Annotated in this window: 23 protein-coding genes; 21 read left to right on the forward strand and 2 right to left on the reverse strand. The window is 50.8% G+C overall.

Annotated elements, in window-relative coordinates; all coding sequences use genetic code 11:
- The first annotated feature begins 49 nt into the window (after nucleotides 1–49).
- Entirely contained in the window at nucleotides 50–1,018 is a 969-nt protein-coding gene (locus tag K7397_RS03305) for a patatin-like phospholipase family protein (protein WP_223066525.1), read from the forward strand.
- A gap of 29 nt (nucleotides 1,019–1,047) precedes the next feature.
- Here K7397_RS03305 and K7397_RS03310 read toward each other — a convergent pair whose 3' ends face one another.
- Together K7397_RS03310 and K7397_RS03315 are read right to left on the reverse strand one after the other, a co-directional pair.
- Entirely contained in the window at nucleotides 1,048–1,377 is a 330-nt protein-coding gene (locus tag K7397_RS03310; protein WP_223066526.1) for a hypothetical protein, read from the reverse strand.
- Nucleotides 1,378–1,384: 7 nt separating this feature from the next.
- Nucleotides 1,385–2,380, reverse strand: coding sequence for a DUF1385 domain-containing protein (locus K7397_RS03315; protein ID WP_223066681.1), 996 nt, complete (start codon nucleotides 2,378–2,380; stop codon nucleotides 1,385–1,387).
- 198 nt (nucleotides 2,381–2,578) lie between these two features.
- Here K7397_RS03315 and K7397_RS03320 point away from each other — a divergent pair, with 198 nt between their 5' ends.
- The 20 genes from K7397_RS03320 to folD all read left to right on the forward strand — a co-directional run bounded on the left by K7397_RS03320 (nucleotide 2,579) and on the right by folD (nucleotide 18,168).
- Entirely contained in the window at nucleotides 2,579–3,076 is a 498-nt protein-coding gene (locus K7397_RS03320) for a YqhR family membrane protein (RefSeq protein ID WP_223066527.1), read from the forward strand.
- 380 nt (nucleotides 3,077–3,456) lie between these two features.
- Nucleotides 3,457–4,527: a M24 family metallopeptidase gene (locus K7397_RS03325; RefSeq protein ID WP_223066528.1), complete on the forward strand. Its 1,071-nt coding sequence runs from the start codon at nucleotides 3,457–3,459 to the stop codon at nucleotides 4,525–4,527.
- A gap of 99 nt (nucleotides 4,528–4,626) precedes the next feature.
- Entirely contained in the window at nucleotides 4,627–5,184 is a 558-nt protein-coding gene (efp, locus tag K7397_RS03330; RefSeq protein ID WP_223066529.1) for an elongation factor P, read from the forward strand.
- Between the two features lie 350 nt (nucleotides 5,185–5,534).
- Complete coding sequence (locus tag K7397_RS03335; protein WP_223066530.1) at nucleotides 5,535–6,788, forward strand: aspartate kinase; 1,254 nt, start codon at nucleotides 5,535–5,537, stop codon at nucleotides 6,786–6,788.
- Nucleotides 6,789–7,052: 264 nt separating this feature from the next.
- Nucleotides 7,053–7,319: a YqhV family protein gene (locus K7397_RS03340; RefSeq protein ID WP_223066531.1), complete on the forward strand. Its 267-nt coding sequence runs from the start codon at nucleotides 7,053–7,055 to the stop codon at nucleotides 7,317–7,319.
- A 96-nt stretch (nucleotides 7,320–7,415) separates the two neighbouring features.
- Nucleotides 7,416–8,378 (forward strand): stage III sporulation protein AA, encoded by a 963-nt coding sequence (spoIIIAA, locus tag K7397_RS03345; RefSeq protein WP_223066532.1) that lies wholly within the window; start codon nucleotides 7,416–7,418, stop codon nucleotides 8,376–8,378.
- A 39-nt stretch (nucleotides 8,379–8,417) separates the two neighbouring features.
- Nucleotides 8,418–8,936 carry a stage III sporulation protein SpoIIIAB gene (gene spoIIIAB, locus K7397_RS03350; RefSeq protein WP_223066533.1) on the forward strand — a complete coding sequence of 173 codons (519 nt, stop codon included), beginning with the start codon at nucleotides 8,418–8,420 and terminating at the stop codon, nucleotides 8,934–8,936.
- A gap of 56 nt (nucleotides 8,937–8,992) precedes the next feature.
- Nucleotides 8,993–9,196 carry a stage III sporulation protein AC gene (gene spoIIIAC / locus K7397_RS03355; RefSeq protein WP_068696094.1) on the forward strand — a complete coding sequence of 68 codons (204 nt, stop codon included), beginning with the start codon at nucleotides 8,993–8,995 and terminating at the stop codon, nucleotides 9,194–9,196.
- A gap of 10 nt (nucleotides 9,197–9,206) precedes the next feature.
- On the forward strand, nucleotides 9,207–9,596 hold the full coding sequence (gene spoIIIAD, locus K7397_RS03360; RefSeq protein ID WP_223066534.1) for a stage III sporulation protein AD: 390 nt from the start codon (nucleotides 9,207–9,209) through the stop codon (nucleotides 9,594–9,596).
- A gap of 16 nt (nucleotides 9,597–9,612) precedes the next feature.
- A complete protein-coding gene (gene spoIIIAE, locus K7397_RS03365) occupies nucleotides 9,613–10,800 on the forward strand; it encodes a stage III sporulation protein AE (protein WP_223066535.1) in 1,188 nt (395 codons plus the stop codon).
- A 29-nt stretch (nucleotides 10,801–10,829) separates the two neighbouring features.
- A complete protein-coding gene (spoIIIAF, locus tag K7397_RS03370; RefSeq protein WP_223066536.1) occupies nucleotides 10,830–11,648 on the forward strand; it encodes a stage III sporulation protein AF in 819 nt (272 codons plus the stop codon).
- A gap of 15 nt (nucleotides 11,649–11,663) precedes the next feature.
- A complete protein-coding gene (spoIIIAG, locus tag K7397_RS03375; RefSeq protein WP_420488743.1) occupies nucleotides 11,664–12,305 on the forward strand; it encodes a stage III sporulation protein AG in 642 nt (213 codons plus the stop codon).
- 48 nt (nucleotides 12,306–12,353) lie between these two features.
- Complete coding sequence (locus tag K7397_RS03380; RefSeq protein WP_223066538.1) at nucleotides 12,354–13,196, forward strand: SpoIIIAH-like family protein; 843 nt, start codon at nucleotides 12,354–12,356, stop codon at nucleotides 13,194–13,196.
- A 268-nt stretch (nucleotides 13,197–13,464) separates the two neighbouring features.
- Nucleotides 13,465–13,938, forward strand: coding sequence for an acetyl-CoA carboxylase biotin carboxyl carrier protein (gene accB, locus K7397_RS03385; RefSeq protein ID WP_223066539.1), 474 nt, complete (start codon nucleotides 13,465–13,467; stop codon nucleotides 13,936–13,938).
- Nucleotides 13,939–13,975: 37 nt separating this feature from the next.
- Nucleotides 13,976–15,319: an acetyl-CoA carboxylase biotin carboxylase subunit gene (gene accC, locus K7397_RS03390; RefSeq protein WP_223066540.1), complete on the forward strand. Its 1,344-nt coding sequence runs from the start codon at nucleotides 13,976–13,978 to the stop codon at nucleotides 15,317–15,319.
- A gap of 115 nt (nucleotides 15,320–15,434) precedes the next feature.
- A complete protein-coding gene (locus K7397_RS03395; protein WP_223066541.1) occupies nucleotides 15,435–15,845 on the forward strand; it encodes an Asp23/Gls24 family envelope stress response protein in 411 nt (136 codons plus the stop codon).
- A 66-nt stretch (nucleotides 15,846–15,911) separates the two neighbouring features.
- Nucleotides 15,912–16,451 carry an alkaline shock response membrane anchor protein AmaP gene (amaP, locus tag K7397_RS03400; protein ID WP_223066542.1) on the forward strand — a complete coding sequence of 180 codons (540 nt, stop codon included), beginning with the start codon at nucleotides 15,912–15,914 and terminating at the stop codon, nucleotides 16,449–16,451.
- A gap of 15 nt (nucleotides 16,452–16,466) precedes the next feature.
- On the forward strand, nucleotides 16,467–16,685 hold the full coding sequence (locus K7397_RS03405; RefSeq protein WP_223066543.1) for a DUF2273 domain-containing protein: 219 nt from the start codon (nucleotides 16,467–16,469) through the stop codon (nucleotides 16,683–16,685).
- Between the two features lie 147 nt (nucleotides 16,686–16,832).
- Entirely contained in the window at nucleotides 16,833–17,303 is a 471-nt protein-coding gene (gene nusB / locus K7397_RS03410) for a transcription antitermination factor NusB (protein WP_223066544.1), read from the forward strand.
- A gap of 7 nt (nucleotides 17,304–17,310) precedes the next feature.
- Nucleotides 17,311–18,168 (forward strand): bifunctional methylenetetrahydrofolate dehydrogenase/methenyltetrahydrofolate cyclohydrolase FolD, encoded by an 858-nt coding sequence (gene folD / locus K7397_RS03415; RefSeq protein ID WP_223066545.1) that lies wholly within the window; start codon nucleotides 17,311–17,313, stop codon nucleotides 18,166–18,168.
- Nucleotides 18,169–18,192 lie beyond the last annotated feature (24 nt).

An 18,192-nucleotide genomic window follows, 5' to 3' on the forward strand; every position in this document is an offset into this window, starting at 1 on the left:
AAGCAGTAACCGAAAGGTTTACCTATGTATAGGGATGGGGGCTGTTTTTGTGCTGATAAACGGCGTATTTCAAGGCGGCGGAGTCAAAGGGATTTCACTTGCGGGCGCCGTCAAAGCGGCTGAGCTGCACGGTGTGCGTTTTAACAGGCTGGCCGGGACGTCCTCCGGATCGATCGTCGCGGCTTTGCTGGCCGCGGGGTACACAGCGGATGAAATGAAGGACATTATTATGGGTACCTCATTCACCCTTTTTCTGAAACGCGCCCCTATATTCAACATGGGGCTCATCGGTCCGGCGCTGCGCGTATTGATTAAGAAAGGCTTGTATTCCGGAGAAGCTCTTGAGAACTGGATTCGAAAAATTCTTGCGGCGAAAGGAATCCGGACTTTCCGTGATTTGGAGAAAGGAAAGCTGTCCATTGTAGCTTCCGACATTACCAATGGGAAAATTCTCGTTTTGCCGGATGATTTAGGCAAGCTGGGCCTCGAATCGGGGAGCTTTGAAGTTGCCCGTGCCGTCAGGATGAGCTGCAGCATCCCTTATTTCTTTGATCCTGTGATGCTGCGCCTTCCATCCAGGAAAGCGATGGCACGCCCTTTTTCCGACCAGTTTGTCTATGTAGTGGATGGGGGAATGCTCAGCAATTTGCCTTTATGGCTGTTTGACCAGGATGGACCGCGGCCCGGAGGACAGCTGATTCCCACCGTAGGTTTCCAAATGGTAGGAGAGACGACTGGTCGTCCCAATCGCATAAAGGGGCCTTTTACGATGCTTCAAGCCATGGTGGAAACGATGCTGTCCGCGCATGATCAAAGATATATCGAACAATCCAAGCGGTTCCGTACAATCAAAATACCGACGCTTGGCGTCGGCACCACCCAATTTGATCTTGGAAAAGAAAAAAGCCTGCAGCTTTTTGAATCGGGAGTAAGCGCAGGCCATAAATTTTTTGGCGAGTGGAACGCCAAGGATTATGAAGTTCAATTCCTGAAATATCTGCAGGCATTTAAGGCTTGATTCGTGATGCGTGATAGGTGTGATAGTAATTAATGAAATTTGGGAATATCGTCGTCGTTCTTTCCTTTCTGGCCATCGATAACCTGAAAAGGATAACTTTTGCGCTTCCCGCCTGGCAAACCTTGGGATGCAGCCGACGAGCGCCGCTGCGACGCGGCCATCTTAGCCGCGGTTTTTGCGGAAGGCTTGATTTTTGGGCCTTTGCGGTAACGTTTCGGCGGATATTTGTACAGAACATACACCAGAACGAGAAGCGCTACCGGAATGATTAAAGACACCCAATTATACATGAGCGAATTGACCAGTCCGGCCGCTGCCAAAAGCATAACCGTCCAAAAAATAATCGCATGTCTTCTCATGGCTTTATCACCCTTTCACGGGATCAAGTGTTGGACTTTCCGGCAAACTGCTCTTCGCTGTTTCGCTTTGCAACTGGACGTCAAGTTCCCGCATCCGGTTGAACGAGGCGATCGATACCTCTACCTGATCGTCGCTAGGCTCCTTTGTAGTCAGAAGCTGCAGCCAAAGCCCCGGATAACCGAGAAACCGGAGAACGGGAATGTCACGCACGGAGTTGGTGAATTTCAGCAGCTCGAAGGACAGACCGATAACGACCGGAAGCAGGAGAATCCGGATGAATACCCTTTCCCAAATATTGTCCCAGGGGAAGAGGGAATACACGATAATGCCGACAATCACCGTCAAAATAATAAAACTGCTGCCGCACCGGTAATGCAGGCGGCTGTACTTCTGGACGTTGGCTGGCGTTAATTCTTCGCCGGCCTCGTATGCCGTTATGACCTTGTGTTCGGCGCCGTGATACTGGAACAGGCGCTTGATGACGGGCGTTTGGGATATAATCCACAGATACGCCAGCAGCAGCACGATTTTGATAACCCCTTCAATGATCGTGTCGAGGACGCGGTGATTGATGATACTTTTGAACAACAGGTCTTCAAGTACTGCAGGAACAAGCGTAAAAATAAGTTTGCCAACTATAAACGACAAAATTCCCGCGACAGCGACCCCTACGATCATGGTCAGGGAGAAGGAGGACTCCTCTTTCTCTTTCTGCTTGGCGCGCTCTTCGGGATTCATCTGGTCATCGGCCATCGCCTCTGCAGAGTAATTCAAATGCTTGGATCCCTTGGCGCTGGAATCTATAATGCTGACAATTCCACGGACAAACGGAATTTTACGTAGCGTTTTAACCCACGCCTTGTCCTCTCTCGGAACTTCAAGGAATGTAATTTCACCGGATTTACGTCTCACAGCGGTTACGTTAACATGTTTTCCGCCGAACATTACGCCTTCAATAACGGCCTGGCCGCCATAGATGCCCGGTTTGGATGCTTTCGGCACAACTTCACCTTCCCTAATCAATGAAATGGTATGACGGATTTCGTCCCCAAATGAAGCGTTAACCGGCTTCCCTTTGGTATTTTTCATTGTATCGAATTTCGGGCATAAATTCTAGTTGGTTTAGGCTTATTCAAATTGGTCATACTAAGGTGCGATCCAAATTCAAACAGCAGATAGGGAAGGAAGGGAAGAATTCCAATGGCTCAGCAAAAAAATGAAAATACAAAAAAGAAGACGGATCCTGTTTGGTTCGCGCTTGAGCTCGGCTTTTTCGCGGGCCTCATTTGGGGCGCCGTCCACGGATTTTTTTATTTCATGCGCTTTACGATCGTGATTCCCGGATTTCTGGCGGAGCCTTTTTTTAAACATGCGTATTTGAAAACACAGCCCGGATACTTTATCGGTTGGCTGTACTTCACCGTATTCTCCGTCATTGCCTCCTTGCTGTATGTACTTATCCTTCGCAAGCTAAAGGGGCCCTGGCCCGGAATCCTCTACGGCATATGGTGGTGGGTTGTCATCTATGGCGTGTTGTCCCCAAGCCTTATGTTGACCGAGCCTTTGAGAACGATGGGATGGACCAGCGTGATCAGCGAATTTTGCCTGTTTGTGCTGTGGGGACTTTTTATCGGATATACGACGGCGCTTGAATTTACGGAGGACCGGCTCAGGGAGCCCGAGAAATCGCCCGCTTAGGGGAAAATACTTCTCAATTCTAGCTTTCCTGTGTTAAAATGGGTTTTGGTTGTTTAGAAGATTCCATCTACTGATGAAGTAGCCCTGATCGCCGTTTCCTAGCGGCCCTGAGGGGACATTGACGGATTCCTGCCGAACCCGGTAAACGCAAACTCTGTAAGCTATATGTCTCCAGTATGCGGTACTCTTGTAGGAGAGCGAAAATTCCGGTTGCCTTCGTACATATTTCAGGCATCCGCGCGTTTGAAGTAATGTGCATACAACACCTTCTTCCGCCGGTGCCAAGCTGATAAACCATCTGGCAACGTGCCACATCTGTTGAACGGGCTTTCTTTGCGCTTGATTCGGGATACATCAGCGGGAAATAAGGAGATATGAACATGGCTAACAAACGAGTAATCAAGGTGCGCGAAGCGCTGCAGCAGCGGAATCTGGATGCTTTATTAATCACAAGCTCCATTAACCGCCGGTATCTGACCGGATTTACCGGTTCCTCCGGTTATGTGCTGATCACGGCGGAGAAAGCGTATCTTCTGACAGATTTTCGTTACATGACGCAGGCGCCTCAGCAGGCTGTCGGTTTTGACGTTGTCGAGCATGGCCCTTCCGTATCGCAATCGCTTCAAGAACTGCTTCAGGCCCAGAAGGCAACCCGGCTCGGCTTTGAAAGCGACAACTTGTCTTTCTCTGCTTATAACAAATATGCGGAGGAGCTTGCGGGTGTTCAGCTTATTCCAGCGAGCGGGCTTGTTGAGCAGATTCGCATCATCAAGGACGACGAGGAGCTGGCTGTTATGAAAGAGGCGGCCGATCTGGCTGACCGCACTTTCATGCACATGCTGGAATTCATCAAACCCGGTCTTACCGAACTGGAAGTTGCCATTGAAATGGAATTTTTCATGCGTAAAAACGGGGCGACCTCTTCTTCTTTCGATACGATCATCGCTTCCGGCGAGCGTTCCGCTCTGCCTCACGGCGTTGCAAGCGAGCGTGTAATCGGCAGCGGAGATTTTGTGACGATGGATTTCGGCGCTCTGCTGAACGGGTACTGTTCGGATATTACCAGAACGGTAGCGGTCGGCAAGCCGTCTGATCAGCTTCGCGAAATTTATGATATCGTGCTGGAAGCCCAGCTGAACGGGCTGGCGAAACTGGGCCCGGGCATGACAGGCCGCGAAGCGGACGCTCTTACCCGCGATATTATCGCAAAATACGGGTATGGCGAGCAGTTTGGCCACAGCACAGGCCATGGCCTCGGCATGGAAGTTCATGAGGCTCCAAGATTGTCCAAGCTGAGCGACGATATTCTTAAGCCGGGCATGGTTGTTACGGTAGAACCGGGCATTTACCTGCCGGGAGTTGGAGGCGTACGGATCGAAGACGACGTAGTCATTACCGAGACGGGAATTCGCCGCTTGACAGAGTCTCCCAAAGACTTTATCATTCTGTAATTATTGCCAGGCAGGCAATATCACACTGCTGAGCGGGTGAACAGAAGAACAACATTTAGCATAGCATCATGCTGCATCTATTTTGAGGAGGTTACTTGTGTGATTTCAGTTAACGATTTGAAGACAGGACTTACAGTAGAAGTGGAGGGAGATATCTTTACGGTTCTCGACTTCCAGCACGTTAAGCCAGGCAAAGGTGCAGCATTTGTCCGCACCAAGCTGAAGAACCTTCGCAACGGCAACACGGTTGAGCGTACATTCCGTGCTGGCGAAACCATCGGCCGTGCCCAAATCGAGAACCGTGACGTGCAATACCTGTATGCAAGCGGGCAGGAGCATGCGTTTATGGATAACGAGACTTATGACCAATTCAGCCTGACTTCCGAACAGCTGGAATGGGAACTCAACTTCCTCAAAGAAAATATGAATGTTAAGATTGTAAGCTACCAAGGCGAAATTCTAGGTATCAACCTGCCGACTAACGTCGAGTTGAAAGTCGTTGAAACCGAACCCGGAATCAAAGGCAATACCGCAACCGGGGCGACCAAAAACGCCAAACTCGAAACAGGTCTGAGCGTTCAGGTTCCGCTCTTCATTAATGAAGACGATGTCCTTCTGATCGATACGCGCGAGGGCAAATATATTTCCCGCGCCTAACCCAAGTTCGTCCTGCAGCCGGTTAGGAATTTGGGTATCAGCTTGCCGCCGTCTGCAGGCGGAAAGAATTCCTCCACCGCCTGGTGGAGGAATTTTTTTGGAATAGAAGCAAAATCATTGACTTCTCTACCTGCTTTCATATTATACTGATTTAAAGTGTTAACATAACAGCGGAAGTCAGATAAAATGAATGAACCAAAGAAGCGCTGGATAACTAAAATAAACGTAGAGCGGATTTGTTCTATTCTAAATAATAGAATAATTCGGCACGGGTGTTCTAAAGGCTTTATTTTCAGTGATAGGGATCTTTCATTTTATATTGATTGAAGACCTGAAATGGAGTGAATATTTTGGCTTTATACGTTATGAAGTTCGGCGGCAGCTCCGTTGGGGATATCCAGCGGATGCAGCGTGTCGCAAGACGTGTCGTTGAGAAACAAAAAGAAGGCCATCAATGCGTCGTTGTTGTGTCCGCCATGGGCGATACGACGGATGATCTCATTGATCAGGCCAAGCTGCTTAGCGCTGAGCCGCCCGCACGGGAAATGGATATGCTGATGACCACCGGCGAGCAAATTTCCATTGCTCTGCTCTCCATCGCAATCCAAGCGCTTGGCAGCAAAGCCACTTCCTATACTGGCTGGCAAGCCGGTTTCCGTACGGAGTCTGTACATGGCAATGCCCGCATTACCGACATACAGCCTCAGCGCGTGCTGGCTTCGCTCGAGGAAGGCCATATTGTTGTTGTGGCAGGATTCCAGGGCATGACCGAAAATAATGAAATCACTACGTTCGGCAGAGGCGGTTCCGATACGACTGCAGTAGCTTTGGCCGCAGCCATCAAGGCCGATGTCTGCGAAATTTATACGGATGTGGACGGGATTTACTCTACGGATCCGCGCATTGTACCTTGTGCCCGCAAGCTGAACGAAATCTCTTACGATGAAATGCTGGAGCTCGCCAATCTTGGCGCCGCTGTTCTGCATCCTCGAGCGGTGGAATACGCGAAGCATCATCAAGTGAAGCTGGTGGTACGGTCGAGTTTTAACCATAATGAAGGAACGGTTGTGAAGGAGGAAGTCAAGATGGAACAAGGCGTCGTAGTCAGCGGCATTGCCTATGACAAAAATGTCGCCCGCATTACGATTATGGGTGTATCCCATGTCCCGGGCGTACTAGCGAAAGTTTTCGGCTCTTTGGCCGAAGCTCAAATCAACGTGGACATCATTGTACAAAGCGGTGTTGAGAACGGGGAAGCGGATTTTTCGTTTACCGTAACGCTTAATGATCGCCAGAAGGCGCTTGATGTGATTGAAGGCATTCGCAGCGAGCTGCCTTATCGCGAAGTTACCTCGGAAGAGAATCTGGTCAAGGTTTCGATTGTTGGCGCCGGAATGGTCAGCCATCCGGGCGTGGCTGCGCAAATGTTCGGTGTCATTTCCAAACAGGGTGTTAACATCAAGATGGTAAGTACATCCGAGATCAAAACTTCATGCGTAATCGAAAGCGAGAAGCTGAACGAAGTAGTCAAGGCGCTCCATACCGCTTACGGATTGGATACGGCTGAGAAAGCATTTGTCGGCGGCCCGCAGGTGCGCCGCTAAATAAATCGCGGCAGAACTCTTAGAGAAGAATAAAAAATCATAAAGCGGCTCTTTACTAATGATATGAAGAAGCTGTTCGGAAGCTGTCCGGGTCTTTGAACGAAGACTCCCCGGGCAGCTTCTTTATTTTTTTGCGAAAATCTAACGCTGTCCTTGCGCCGCTTTACGAGGAATTGGCAGGTATATTTTATGCTCCAAACTGGACTAAAAAGTGGCCAGGCTGCATATCGATTAAGTACATCCGGACAAGTAGAGGAGGTTTATATGCTAGATAAATTCGTCGCCGGCATGGCGTCACTCCGGTTTCTATCCGGCTCGCTCGAGATTTTGGCCGCACTTTTGATGATTAGGCTCGGGCGGGTGGACAAAGCGCTTGCTGTCAACTCGGCGCTTGCCTTTGTCGGTCCTACCGTCCTGCTTATAACCACCTCCATCGGACTTGCCGGCATGGCTGACAAGCTTTCCTGGAGCAAAATGGCCTGGATTGCTTGCGGTGTAGCCTGCCTCTTAATCGGAATTTTGAAGAAATGATAGATAGATTCCGTCATAAAAGATAGGTACAAGCATAAAATGATATAGACTTCGAAGAACAAGAATCTAGCTTGCAGTGATGGAGGTGTGGCCTGGATGGATGCAGCCTGGCTGTCCGTTTTTCCCGAGACGATCCGTTCTCTGCTGCTTCGGCTTCCGGAACAGCTGCTCAAGGAACTGGAGGAGGTAAGGATTCGGGAAGAACGTCCGCTGGAGATCAACGCAGGGGGCCGCTTTTACTTCCTGAAGGCGGATGGGGGACTGACGGTAAATGCCAGGGAAGCCGTCCGGACAGGCCGGGAAGAAAGTCATCGCCTGCTTGATCTCATTACGAACCATTCGGTGTATACCATGGAGGAAGAACTGAGGAAGGGATTTATCACATTGCCGGGCGGCCACAGGATGGGGCTTTCGGGACGAACCGTCCTGAGCAAGGGACGCGTGGAACACATCCGGGATATCAGCGGCTTCAATTTGCGGATTGCGAGAGAAGTGAAAGGCGCAGCCGACAGCGTGCTCCCGCATCTTCTGGACATCCGGGGAAAAAGCGTGCTCCATACGCTCATTGTTTCACCCCCGCAGCAGGGAAAGACAACGCTGCTGCGGGACCTCGCCCGGGCGATCAGCAGCGGCAGCTTCGGACCCGCCCGGGAGAAATGGCCGGGACTTAAAGTAGCCATCATCGACGAACGCTCGGAAATTGCCGGCAGCCGCAAGGGAGTCCCGAGCTTTGATGTCGGCCCCCGAACCGACGTCATGGATGGCTGTCCGAAAGCGGAAGGGATCATGATGATGATCCGCTCCATGTCGCCTGACGTCATTATGGTGGACGAGATCGGGCGTCCCGAAGATGCGGTCGCCCTGGTTGAAGCGCTCCATGCCGGTGTCCGGGTGATCGCTACGGCACATGGAAAAGGCATTGGCAGCGGGGCCGCGCTTAGTCCGCTGCTTGCCGAAATGGCCGGCGGGAAGCTGTTTCAGCGATTTGTGTCGCTGAGCCGCGGAGAACACGGCTTTAGGTTCAGGGTTTTCGACGGAGAGCAAAAACCGCTGCTTTAGTGAAAAGTCATCACGATTTTAGGAAAGGCGGTGGACCAGATGCTGAAAATGCTTGGGGCTATCATGATTTTATTGGCCGGTACGGTGGCGGGATGGATTCAGGCGAGAAGGTTTGCGGCCAGGCCCGGCGAGATCAGGCGGCTGATCTTATCGCTTCAAAGGCTGGAGACGGAAATCGGCTATGGCTTTATCCCTCTCCCGGAAGCGCTGAGACGAATCGGAGCCCAAAACCGCGAGCCGCTCAAAAAGCTGTTTACAGACGCGGCCGATGCGATGGAAGCTCCCCGCAGCTGGACTGCTCAGGACAGCATGCATCATGCCCTAAAAGCGAACTGGAGCAATACTTCCATGAAAACGCCCGAAAGGGAAGTGCTGTACCAGCTCGCTTTTACACTCGGAACGAGCGACCGGACCAGCCAGAAAAGCCACATCCAATCGGCTGTCAGGGCACTGGAGACGGAGGAAGCTCAGGCTTTGGAAGAGCAGTCGCGCTATGAGAAGATGTCCAGAAGCCTTGGATTGCTTGTCGGCGCATTCATTGTGATCTTGATCTACTAGAAACAGTGACTTTCTCGGACGCGGATTTACGGAGAAAACAGCGAGGTGCCTTTTTCATGAACATAGAAGTGAACGCTATATTTCAAATTGCCGGTATCGGAATCATTATCGCGATGATTCATACGGTGCTTAAGCAGATGGGAAAAGAGGATATGGCACATTGGGTGACGCTGATCGGATTTGTCGTGGTCCTGTTTATGGTTGTTCGCATGCTGGACAGCCTATTTCAGCAAATTAAGACGATCTTTCTGTTTCAGTAGGTGAGCTGGAATGGAAATGATCCAGATTGTCGGTCTTGGACTCATTGCAGCGATTCTGTCGCTTGTTCTGAAGGAACAGAAACCGATCTTTGCTTTTCTGATTGCGGCATTTGCGGGAATTGCGATCTTTTTGTTTCTGATTGGAAAAATCGGCACGATCATTGACACTTTGGAACAGCTCGCAGCCGAATCGGGCATACAAACCATCTACTTGAAGACGATACTCAAAATAATCGGCATTGCTTACATCGCAGAGCTCGGTGCCCAAACCGTACGTGATGCCGGCCAGGAAGCAATTGCCTCCAAAATCGAGCTGGCGGGAAAGGTCCTGATCATGGTGCTGGCTATCCCGATCATCGGCATTATTATCGAAACGGTTGTAAATCTGCTGCCCGCCTAGAAACGAGGAATCATTCATGAAACACCGGCTCTGCATTACAATTGCGGCACTGGTAACGCTGCTCTGGCTGCTTTTTCTGCTACCGGCGCATGCTCTTGCTTCCCCGGCAGACGAACAGGAAGGAAATCAATCCGGCGGGCAAGAGCTGAAGACAGAAGAAATTGAAAATTACTGGCAGCAACTGTTGAAGGAGTACGGAGGCTTTTTTCCTGAAGGAAGCCTGCCTGCGTTCAAGGACATGATCCTTCCCGGAGGAGACGGCTTCAGCATTTCGGCGGGGCTCACCGGTTTGTTCAGATTCATGTGGCATGAAGTGATGTATAGCGCAAAGATACTGGTGACCATCGTAGTGCTTACGGTTTTGAGCATGCTGCTGGAAACGCTGCAGAGCGCTTTTGAGAAAGGCAATGTCGGTAAAATCGCCTATTCCATCTGTCATATGGTCATGATTATTCTGGCCATCAACAGCTTCCGTGTGGCCATAAGCTACGCGACCAAGGCCATTACGGGAATGATTGATTTTATGATGGCGATGGTGCCGCTGCTGTTTGCGCTGCTGGCCTCTATGGGCAACGTCGTTACCGTATCCGTTACGCACCCGCTAGTTGTCTTCATGGTCCATACGGTAGGAACCCTTGTTCACGTCGTGGTGTTCCCGCTGCTGTTCTTCTCGGCGGTTCTGCACATCGTAAGCTCGATGAGCGAGAAGTACAAGCTTACGCAGCTCGCCGATTTGTTCCGCATAGTGGCCATGGGCCTGCTCGGCGTTCTGCTGACCGTCTTTTTGGGCGTCATTTCAGTCAAAGGGGTGGCGGCCTCCGTGGCGGACGGAGTTACGATCCGAACGGCCAAGTTCTTAACGGGCAGCTTTGTTCCGGTTGTGGGCAAAGTGTTCTCCGATGCGACGGATACGGTCATATCGGCTTCCCTGCTTGTCAAAAATGCGGTTGGTCTGGTCGGCGTGGTCATCATCCTTTTTCTTTGCGCTTTTCCGGCTATCAAAATCCTCACGCTTGCGCTGATATACAATTTTTCGGCGGCGGTTATGCAGCCGCTGGGCGACACGCCGATCGTCGCCTGCCTTGAAACGATAGGCAAAAGCATGATCTATGTATTCGCCGTCTTGGCAGCGGTGGGCCTGATGTTCTTCCTGGCGATAACGATCATGATTACGGCCGGCAATATAACGGTTATGATGCGCTAAAAGCTTGAAAGGCGGGGGAATTGACAAACATGGCGTGGCTCAGCGAGTGGCTCAAAGAAATCATCTTTATTGTATTGCTGTCCGTCTTTATCGAAATGCTGCTGCCAAACCGCTCGATGGAAAGGTATGTGAAACTGGTGCTCAGTCTTCTGATTCTGATGGCGCTGCTTACGCCGCTGATGGAGCTTCTCAGGGGCAATCCCGCGGAAAAACTGAGAGCGGCGATTGAAGAGCAATTGAAGCCTCAGCAATCGCAGCGGTCAAGCCTCGAACAGATTTTGCAGGAGGGCGAGAAGCTGAGGCTGTCGCAGCAGGAAGATACGCTGAAATGGGCGGGCTCGGAGACGGCTCGGCAGATGAAGAATCAGATCGAGGCGGGAACGGGGCTTGATGTAGACAAGGTTGCCGTCACTTTAAAGATTGAACGTTCCAAAACCGGGGAAGGAAAAGATGCGGAAGAATATGACAAGCCGGTCATCAGCAGTGTCAAGGTTTATCTGAGCCCTCCGGAGAAAGCGGATGAAGCGGTTATGGCGGATACAAATTCCGGGAAATCACCCGGTTCATCCAAAGGAACGATTCAGGTTCCCGCAGTTGAGCCGGTTCACATAGGAGTTGGTCGCATCATTGCTGCAGATCAGAATGCGGATAAGGGGGTAACGGGACAGAGCGATTCGGGCAAAACGGCTGAAAACCAGGCGGGGCCGGATGATCGTGATGATCAAAAAGTGACGGCTGCGCCGGAAACGGCCGACACAGAAAAAATATATACGCTTCTGGGAGGAAATTGGGGGATTGATCGGAGCATGATTCAGCTTCTGACGGAAAGTGAAGGAAATCAGCGGTAAAGGAGGTGAGGCTTGATGAAATGGCTGAAGAAGGTGGAAGAGTGGATCGGAGGGGGTGAAGGCGGAAGAAAGAAACTACATACCTTCAGGCTGCTCATTATTATCGGTCTTATCGGCATCGCGTTTATGCTGTTCAATTCGTTTGTACATGTCAAAAAGATGGACACGGGCGGTGTCGGACGGGAACCTCCCTCCGGCGCGGTTGATACTTCCGTACAAGCTCCCGAGCAAGGAACCGGCGGCAGTCCCTTTGACAGCATTGAAGTCCAAATGGAGAGCAAAACAAGGGACATTCTCGAGAAAATTGTTGGAGTCGGCTCCGTTGATGTCATGGTTACGGTTGATTCGACAGAAGAAACCGTCTTTCAGCGCAATGTGAAAGACAGTCAGCAGTTAACTGACGAAACTGATGCGAGCGGCGGGAAAAGGCACATCACGGAGTATACAAGAGACGGTGAAATCGTGACGTATGAAGTATCTGGCGACCAGCAGCCGATCGTAACGAAGCGAGTGAAGCCCCAGATCCGCGGCGTGCTTGTTGTAGCCAAGGGGGCGGAAAACAAGCTGGTCAAGCAAATGATCATCGATGCGGTGGAAAAGGGACTAAACGTTCCGTCCTTCAGGATCTCGGTAGCCCCCAGAAAAGTATCAGAGTAACAAAAGTATCAGAGCAGTTTAAAACCAACCAATTAGGAGGAAATAAAGATGAAAACGAAAAGACAAACCATTTGGCTCGTCTCCATGCTTAGTTTGATGGTCATTCTCTCGGCGTATTATTTGTTCACGGAAGATTCCGGTTCGTCTAACCCTAAAGCCGCTGAAGGGCAGCAGGTTACAGTAAACGACGGCAAGGGAACGGACGATGCTACGGCTGCGGACGATCCAGCCGGGGAAGATGGCGCTGTGGCTACGGAAATCACGGGTGATGAAGCACAAGACGGAACGGCTTCCTCTACCTCCGCATCGGATGACCAGAGCGCAGCCGCGGGTGACGGCAGCCAAACACAGGCGGACAATGCAGCAGCGGGCAACCAAACAGCTGACGGCGGCACTTCCAAGGATCAGGCAGCCGGCAAGGATGGCAGCAACGCTTCGGCAGCGGAAACCGATGGCAAGTCCGCAGCCGCTGAACAAAGTGAGACGTCCAAATCCGACGAAGAAGTGCTTCAAACGGTTGAGGCCCAAGGGACGGCTGGCAGCGACATCATCACAAATTATCAATATGAGCGCCAAGCGGCCAACGCCAAGAAGGAAGATGAACTGCTCCAGGCCATGAGCGACCTCAGCAAGTCCCCTGAAGAGAATGCGAAGGCCGGCAATGAACTGAATGCTCTGCAGGACAAAGAGTCAAAAATCACGAGCATCGAAGAGCAAATTTCGCAGAAGTTCGGCGACACGGTAGTCACTGAAGGGGACAGCGGCTATAAAGTCATTGTGAAGAACGACAAGCTGCAGGCCAAAGAGGCTGCGTCCATTATTGATCTTGTCATCAGCGAGCTTGGCGTCTCCCAAGAAAAAGTCAAAGTGGAGTACATTAGCACCAAGTAATCGTTTCCAACCGAAAATAAAGCGTAAAGAGTCCAGGGCGAACCTCGGGCTCTTTCTATTTCATCACATTGTGATATAATACATAAAGTTATGTTCTTGATCCAGTACTAAAAGCTTTTGCAGGTGTTAAAGGAAGTTGCGTTTGCAGGTGCCATCTCAAGCGGGGATTACTTTCTTTACCAAGAATGGCTTGCCTGAACCTTTGCACGTCTTGGCCGGATTCAGGAAAGGCTGTTCTTCAAAAAAGCTGAAGGAGTGATTTGTTGGTATGTTTAAATTGAGTGAAATTAAAGAATTGATCAAATTGGTGAATGAAACTTCCGTACATGAACTGGAAATTGAAAATGAGGGCACGCGCCTCGTGATTCGCAAACCGGGCAAAACGGAAGTGGTTCAGGTACAACCAGCGGTTCAACAAGCCGTTCCTGCTCCTGTCCCTCAGGTGCAGCAAGAAGTGAAGGCCGCAGCTGAACCGGCGGAGCAGAAGCCCCAGGATCCTAGTTTACATACAATTGTATCCCCGATGGTGGGTACGTTCTATCGTGCCTCGTCACCTGACGCAACTCCTTTTGCCAATGTAGGGGACCGGGTTTCCGCAAAGACCGTCGTTTGCATTATCGAAGCGATGAAGCTGATGAACGAGATCGAAGCCGAAATCAATGGTCAGATCGTCGATGTATTGGTTGAAAATGGCCAGCTTGTGGAGTATGGTCAGCCCCTCTTCTTGGTGAAGCCGGAATAAAAGCGCTTTTAATTAAGGTACCAGGAGGAATAAAACGATGAAATTTCATAAAATACTGATTGCCAACCGCGGCGAAATCGCGGTTCGGATTATACGAGCCTGCCGGGAGCTCAACATTTCTACCGTAGCGGTTTATTCCGAAGCCGACAAAGATTCGCTTCATGTACGTCTGGCTGATGAGGCGTACTGTATTGGTCCTACGCTTGCCAAAGACAGCTATCTTAATTTCACGAACCTGATGAGCATTGCGACGCTTACAGAATGCGATGCCATCCATCCGGGCTACGGCTTTTTGTCCGAAAATGCGGACTTCGCGGAAATCTGCGATTCCTGCAATATCACTTTTATCGGCCCTTCGGCAAACGCCATCAGCCGGATGGGCGACAAGTCCGTAGCTAAGCAGACGATGAAGGACGCCGGGGTGCCGGTCATACCCGGTTCTGACGGCATCATCGAGGATTTGGATGAGGCGGTTAAAGTTGCCAAGGAAATCGGCTATCCAGTGATCATCAAAGCTACGGCGGGCGGGGGCGGCAAAGGCATCCGCCTGGCGGAGAATGAAGCTGCACTGATTCAGCAGATTACGACTGCGCAGCAGGAAGCGGAGAAGGCGTTCGGCAATGCCGGCGTTTATTTGGAGAAATACCTGACAGGCATGAAGCATGTGGAGATCCAGATTATGGCGGACCGTCACGGCAATGCGGTGTATCTCGGAGAGCGCGACTGTTCGGTGCAGCGCCGCCGCCAGAAGCTGGTGGAAGAAGCTCCTTGCCCTGTTCTGTCCGAGGACAAACGCAAAGAAATGGGTGAAGCGGCCGTCCGAGCGGCGCTCGCAGTGAGCTATTCCGGCGCGGGGACGCTTGAGTTCCTGTTTGGTCCGGACGGACAATTTTATTTCATGGAAATGAATACGCGGATTCAGGTCGAGCATCCGGTGACGGAAATGGTAACCGGCGTCGATTTGATTAAAGAGATGATTTCGGTGGCCGAAGGCAATCCGCTATCCTTCAAGCAGGACGAAGTCGTTCTGAACGGCTGGTCCATTGAATGCCGGATCAATGCCGAAGACCCGTCACGCAATTTTCTGCCGGCTCCAGGGAAGATCCAGTTCTATCTTCCTCCCGGCGGTCCTGGAGTTCGGGTGGACAGCGGGGCGTACCCGGGGTACACCATTTCTCCTTTTTACGATTCCATGATTGCGAAGCTGATTGTATGGGCTCCGACGCGCGAAGAAGCGATTGTCAAAATGAAGCGCGCCTTGGCCGAGTTTGCGATCGAAGGGATTCAAACAACTATTCCGTTTCACCAGAAGCTGCTGGAACATCCGGTATTTGTCCGCGGTGATTTTGATATCAAATTTCTGGAAGAGAACGAGATCTAAAGAACTGGACCAAGTTTGTCATAATAGGGGCAAAATGATATAGTATTTATAATAAGTGCGCTTGCCTCTATCGATGCGGGGACTTTCGCAACTTACCTGAGAGGTGGAGAAGAACATGAGTACTTTGCCGACTGAATTTGAACGTACCGATATTGGAGAAATTCAAATCGCGCCTGAAGTCATTGAAGTCATTGCCGGGCTTTCAACCGTGGAAGTGAAGGGCGTTGCCGGCATGAGCGGCGGTTTCGCCGGAGGTATTGCCGAACTGCTTGGACGAAAGAATTTGTCCAAAGGCGTGAAAGTGGAAGTAGGCCAGCGCGAAGCGGCTGTTGACGTTTCGATTATTGTGGAATACGGCAACCGGATTCCTGAAGTGGCGACAGAAGTTCAGCGCAATGTCAAACGGTCCATCGAACAGATGACGGGACTTTCCGTTGTGGAAGTGAACGTGCACATTCATGATGTGATTTTCAAGCCGGCTGACAAGGCGGAAGAAACAACGGACCTCAGCAACAGGGTAAAATAAATGACAATTAAACCCCCGACGATTCTTGTCAGGGGTTTACTATAATTTAAGGAGGCTGCAAGCTTCGTGGCAAAAATTTTGGACAGACTTTTGCTGTTTATATACAGTCTCAGTATCGGCATAGTATGTGTGATTGCAATCCTCCTGCTGACAAATGCGGTGCCGGTTTCTTTTGATGCCCTTCAAAAGGACACTCTTTATATTTCCGCATTGGTTATTGCTGCGGTGCTGTTTTTGCTGAGCGTCCGCTTCTTTTACATCTCCATCCGGCGGGACAGGGCTTCGCTGCCGTCGATTGACCAAAGAACGGATTATGGGGATATTCAGATTTCAGTGGAAACGATCGAGAATCTGTCTTATAAAGCTGCTACGCGCATTCGCGGTGTAAGAGATGTCAAGACCCGAATCCGCGTCTCGGATGCAGGACTCGAAATTCATATTCGTGCGCTGGTGGATGGAGAAACGGCAATCCCGCCGCTTACGGAAGAAGTGCAGAAACAGGTTCATGACCATGTAGAGGAAATTACTGGCATTCCGGTTTCTTTTGTCACCGTGTACATAGCCAACCTTGTACAATCGCCTGTCATCAAAAGCCGGGTTGAATAGGGGGAGAACGTCCCGATGTTTTGGAAAGAAATGTGGAGCAGCTATAGGGGACGCTTGCTGGGAGTGGCAGCTGCTGTTTTTTTGATTATCATTTATTTGATTTCCGGGTTTTGGAACATGTTGTTCTGCGCTCTTGTCCTCTATATCGGTTATACGGTAGGCAAATATAAAGATTTGGACCAAGGCTCTTTGATACCATGGAAAGAATTGAGGGACTGGCTTGGCAACCGCTGACGTCCTTTCAAATAATTCCTGTGATACGCTTTTCTCCCTGCAAACCAGAGCTTAGCTGAATAATGCCTCATTTGGCGGTGGAGAATAGCATGTCACAGGTTTTTTCGTTTTATGACAAGTATTGAATTAATATCAGGAGGAAATCCAGTGAAAAGACGTTTAATTAGAGAAATCGCGGTTCAAAGCTTGTACCAGATGGAAATGAATGAGGTGAACGCGGAAGAGGCGATTACGATGCTGCTTGCCGAAGCCGCAGGCGACAATGAAAGCGCGGTGGGCAGTATCAAAGACCCTGAGGCCGCACAATCATTGATCCTGGAGCTTGTTGCCGGGGTTTCCGCTAACAAGACGGCGATTGACGGCATGCTGGAGCAGTATCTGAAGGGGTGGCAAATCAGCCGCTTGTCCCGTGTCGATCGTCAAATTCTTCGCCTTGCGGCATACGAAATGGTCTTTCGCGATGACGTTCCGGCTAAAGTTGCTGTTAACGAAGCGATCGAGCTTTCCAAGCATTTTGGAACCGAGGAATCGGGCAAGTTTGTAAACGGTGTTCTGGGCAAGATGATCCAGGATATCGATCAATCACAACAACAATCAAATCATATGCATAAGGAGTAGGAGAATCATGAGCGCAACCATTATTAACGGAAAACAGGTTTCGGCAGATATTCGCAGCCAGCTGCGTCAGGAAGTGGATGCTTTGAAGGCTAAGGGCGTTCAGCCCGGTCTGGCCGTTGTCCTGGTAGGCGAGGATCCTGCATCGCAGGTTTACGTTCGCAACAAAGAGAAGGCCTGCATCGATCTTGGTTACTACTCGGAGGTACATCGCCTTCCGGCTTCGACGACCCAGGAAGAACTGCTTGGGCTGATCGACAAGCTGAACGGACAAGCCACGATCCACGGGATTCTTGTACAGCTTCCGTTGCCGTCCCATATTGTCGAGAAGCCGGTGATCGACGCCATTGCGGTTGAAAAAGACGTTGACGGATTCCATCCGGTAAACGTAGGCAATCTGGTCATCGGGGACGACAGCCTTCTGCCGTGTACGCCAGCAGGCGTTATTGAGCTGATCAAGCGGACAGGCATTGAGATGAGCGGCAAGCACGCGGTTGTCATCGGACGCAGCAATATTGTCGGCAAACCGGTATCGCTGCTGCTGCAGCGCGAGAATGCAACGGTGACGATGTGCCATTCCCGCACAAGCAACATGAAAGAATTGACCAAACAGGCAGACATTCTTGTGGTCGCAATTGGACGGGCCAATTTTGTGGACGCTTCTTATGTCAAACCCGGGGCGGTTGTCATTGATGTCGGCATGAACCGGCTGGACAGCGGCAAGCTTGCGGGTGATGTCGACTTCGCCAGTGTTCAGGAAATTTCCGGTCCGATTACGCCGGTGCCCGGCGGTGTAGGCCCGATGACCATCACGATGCTGATGAAGAATACTTTGATTGCCGCCAAGCGGCTGAACGGGTTAGCCTGAGGCTTTTCCGGCATGAAAGCGGCC

The sequence above is a fragment of the Paenibacillus caui genome (genome assembly GCF_019904135.1).
GTDB lineage: Bacteria > Bacillota > Bacilli > Paenibacillales > Paenibacillaceae > Fontibacillus > Fontibacillus caui.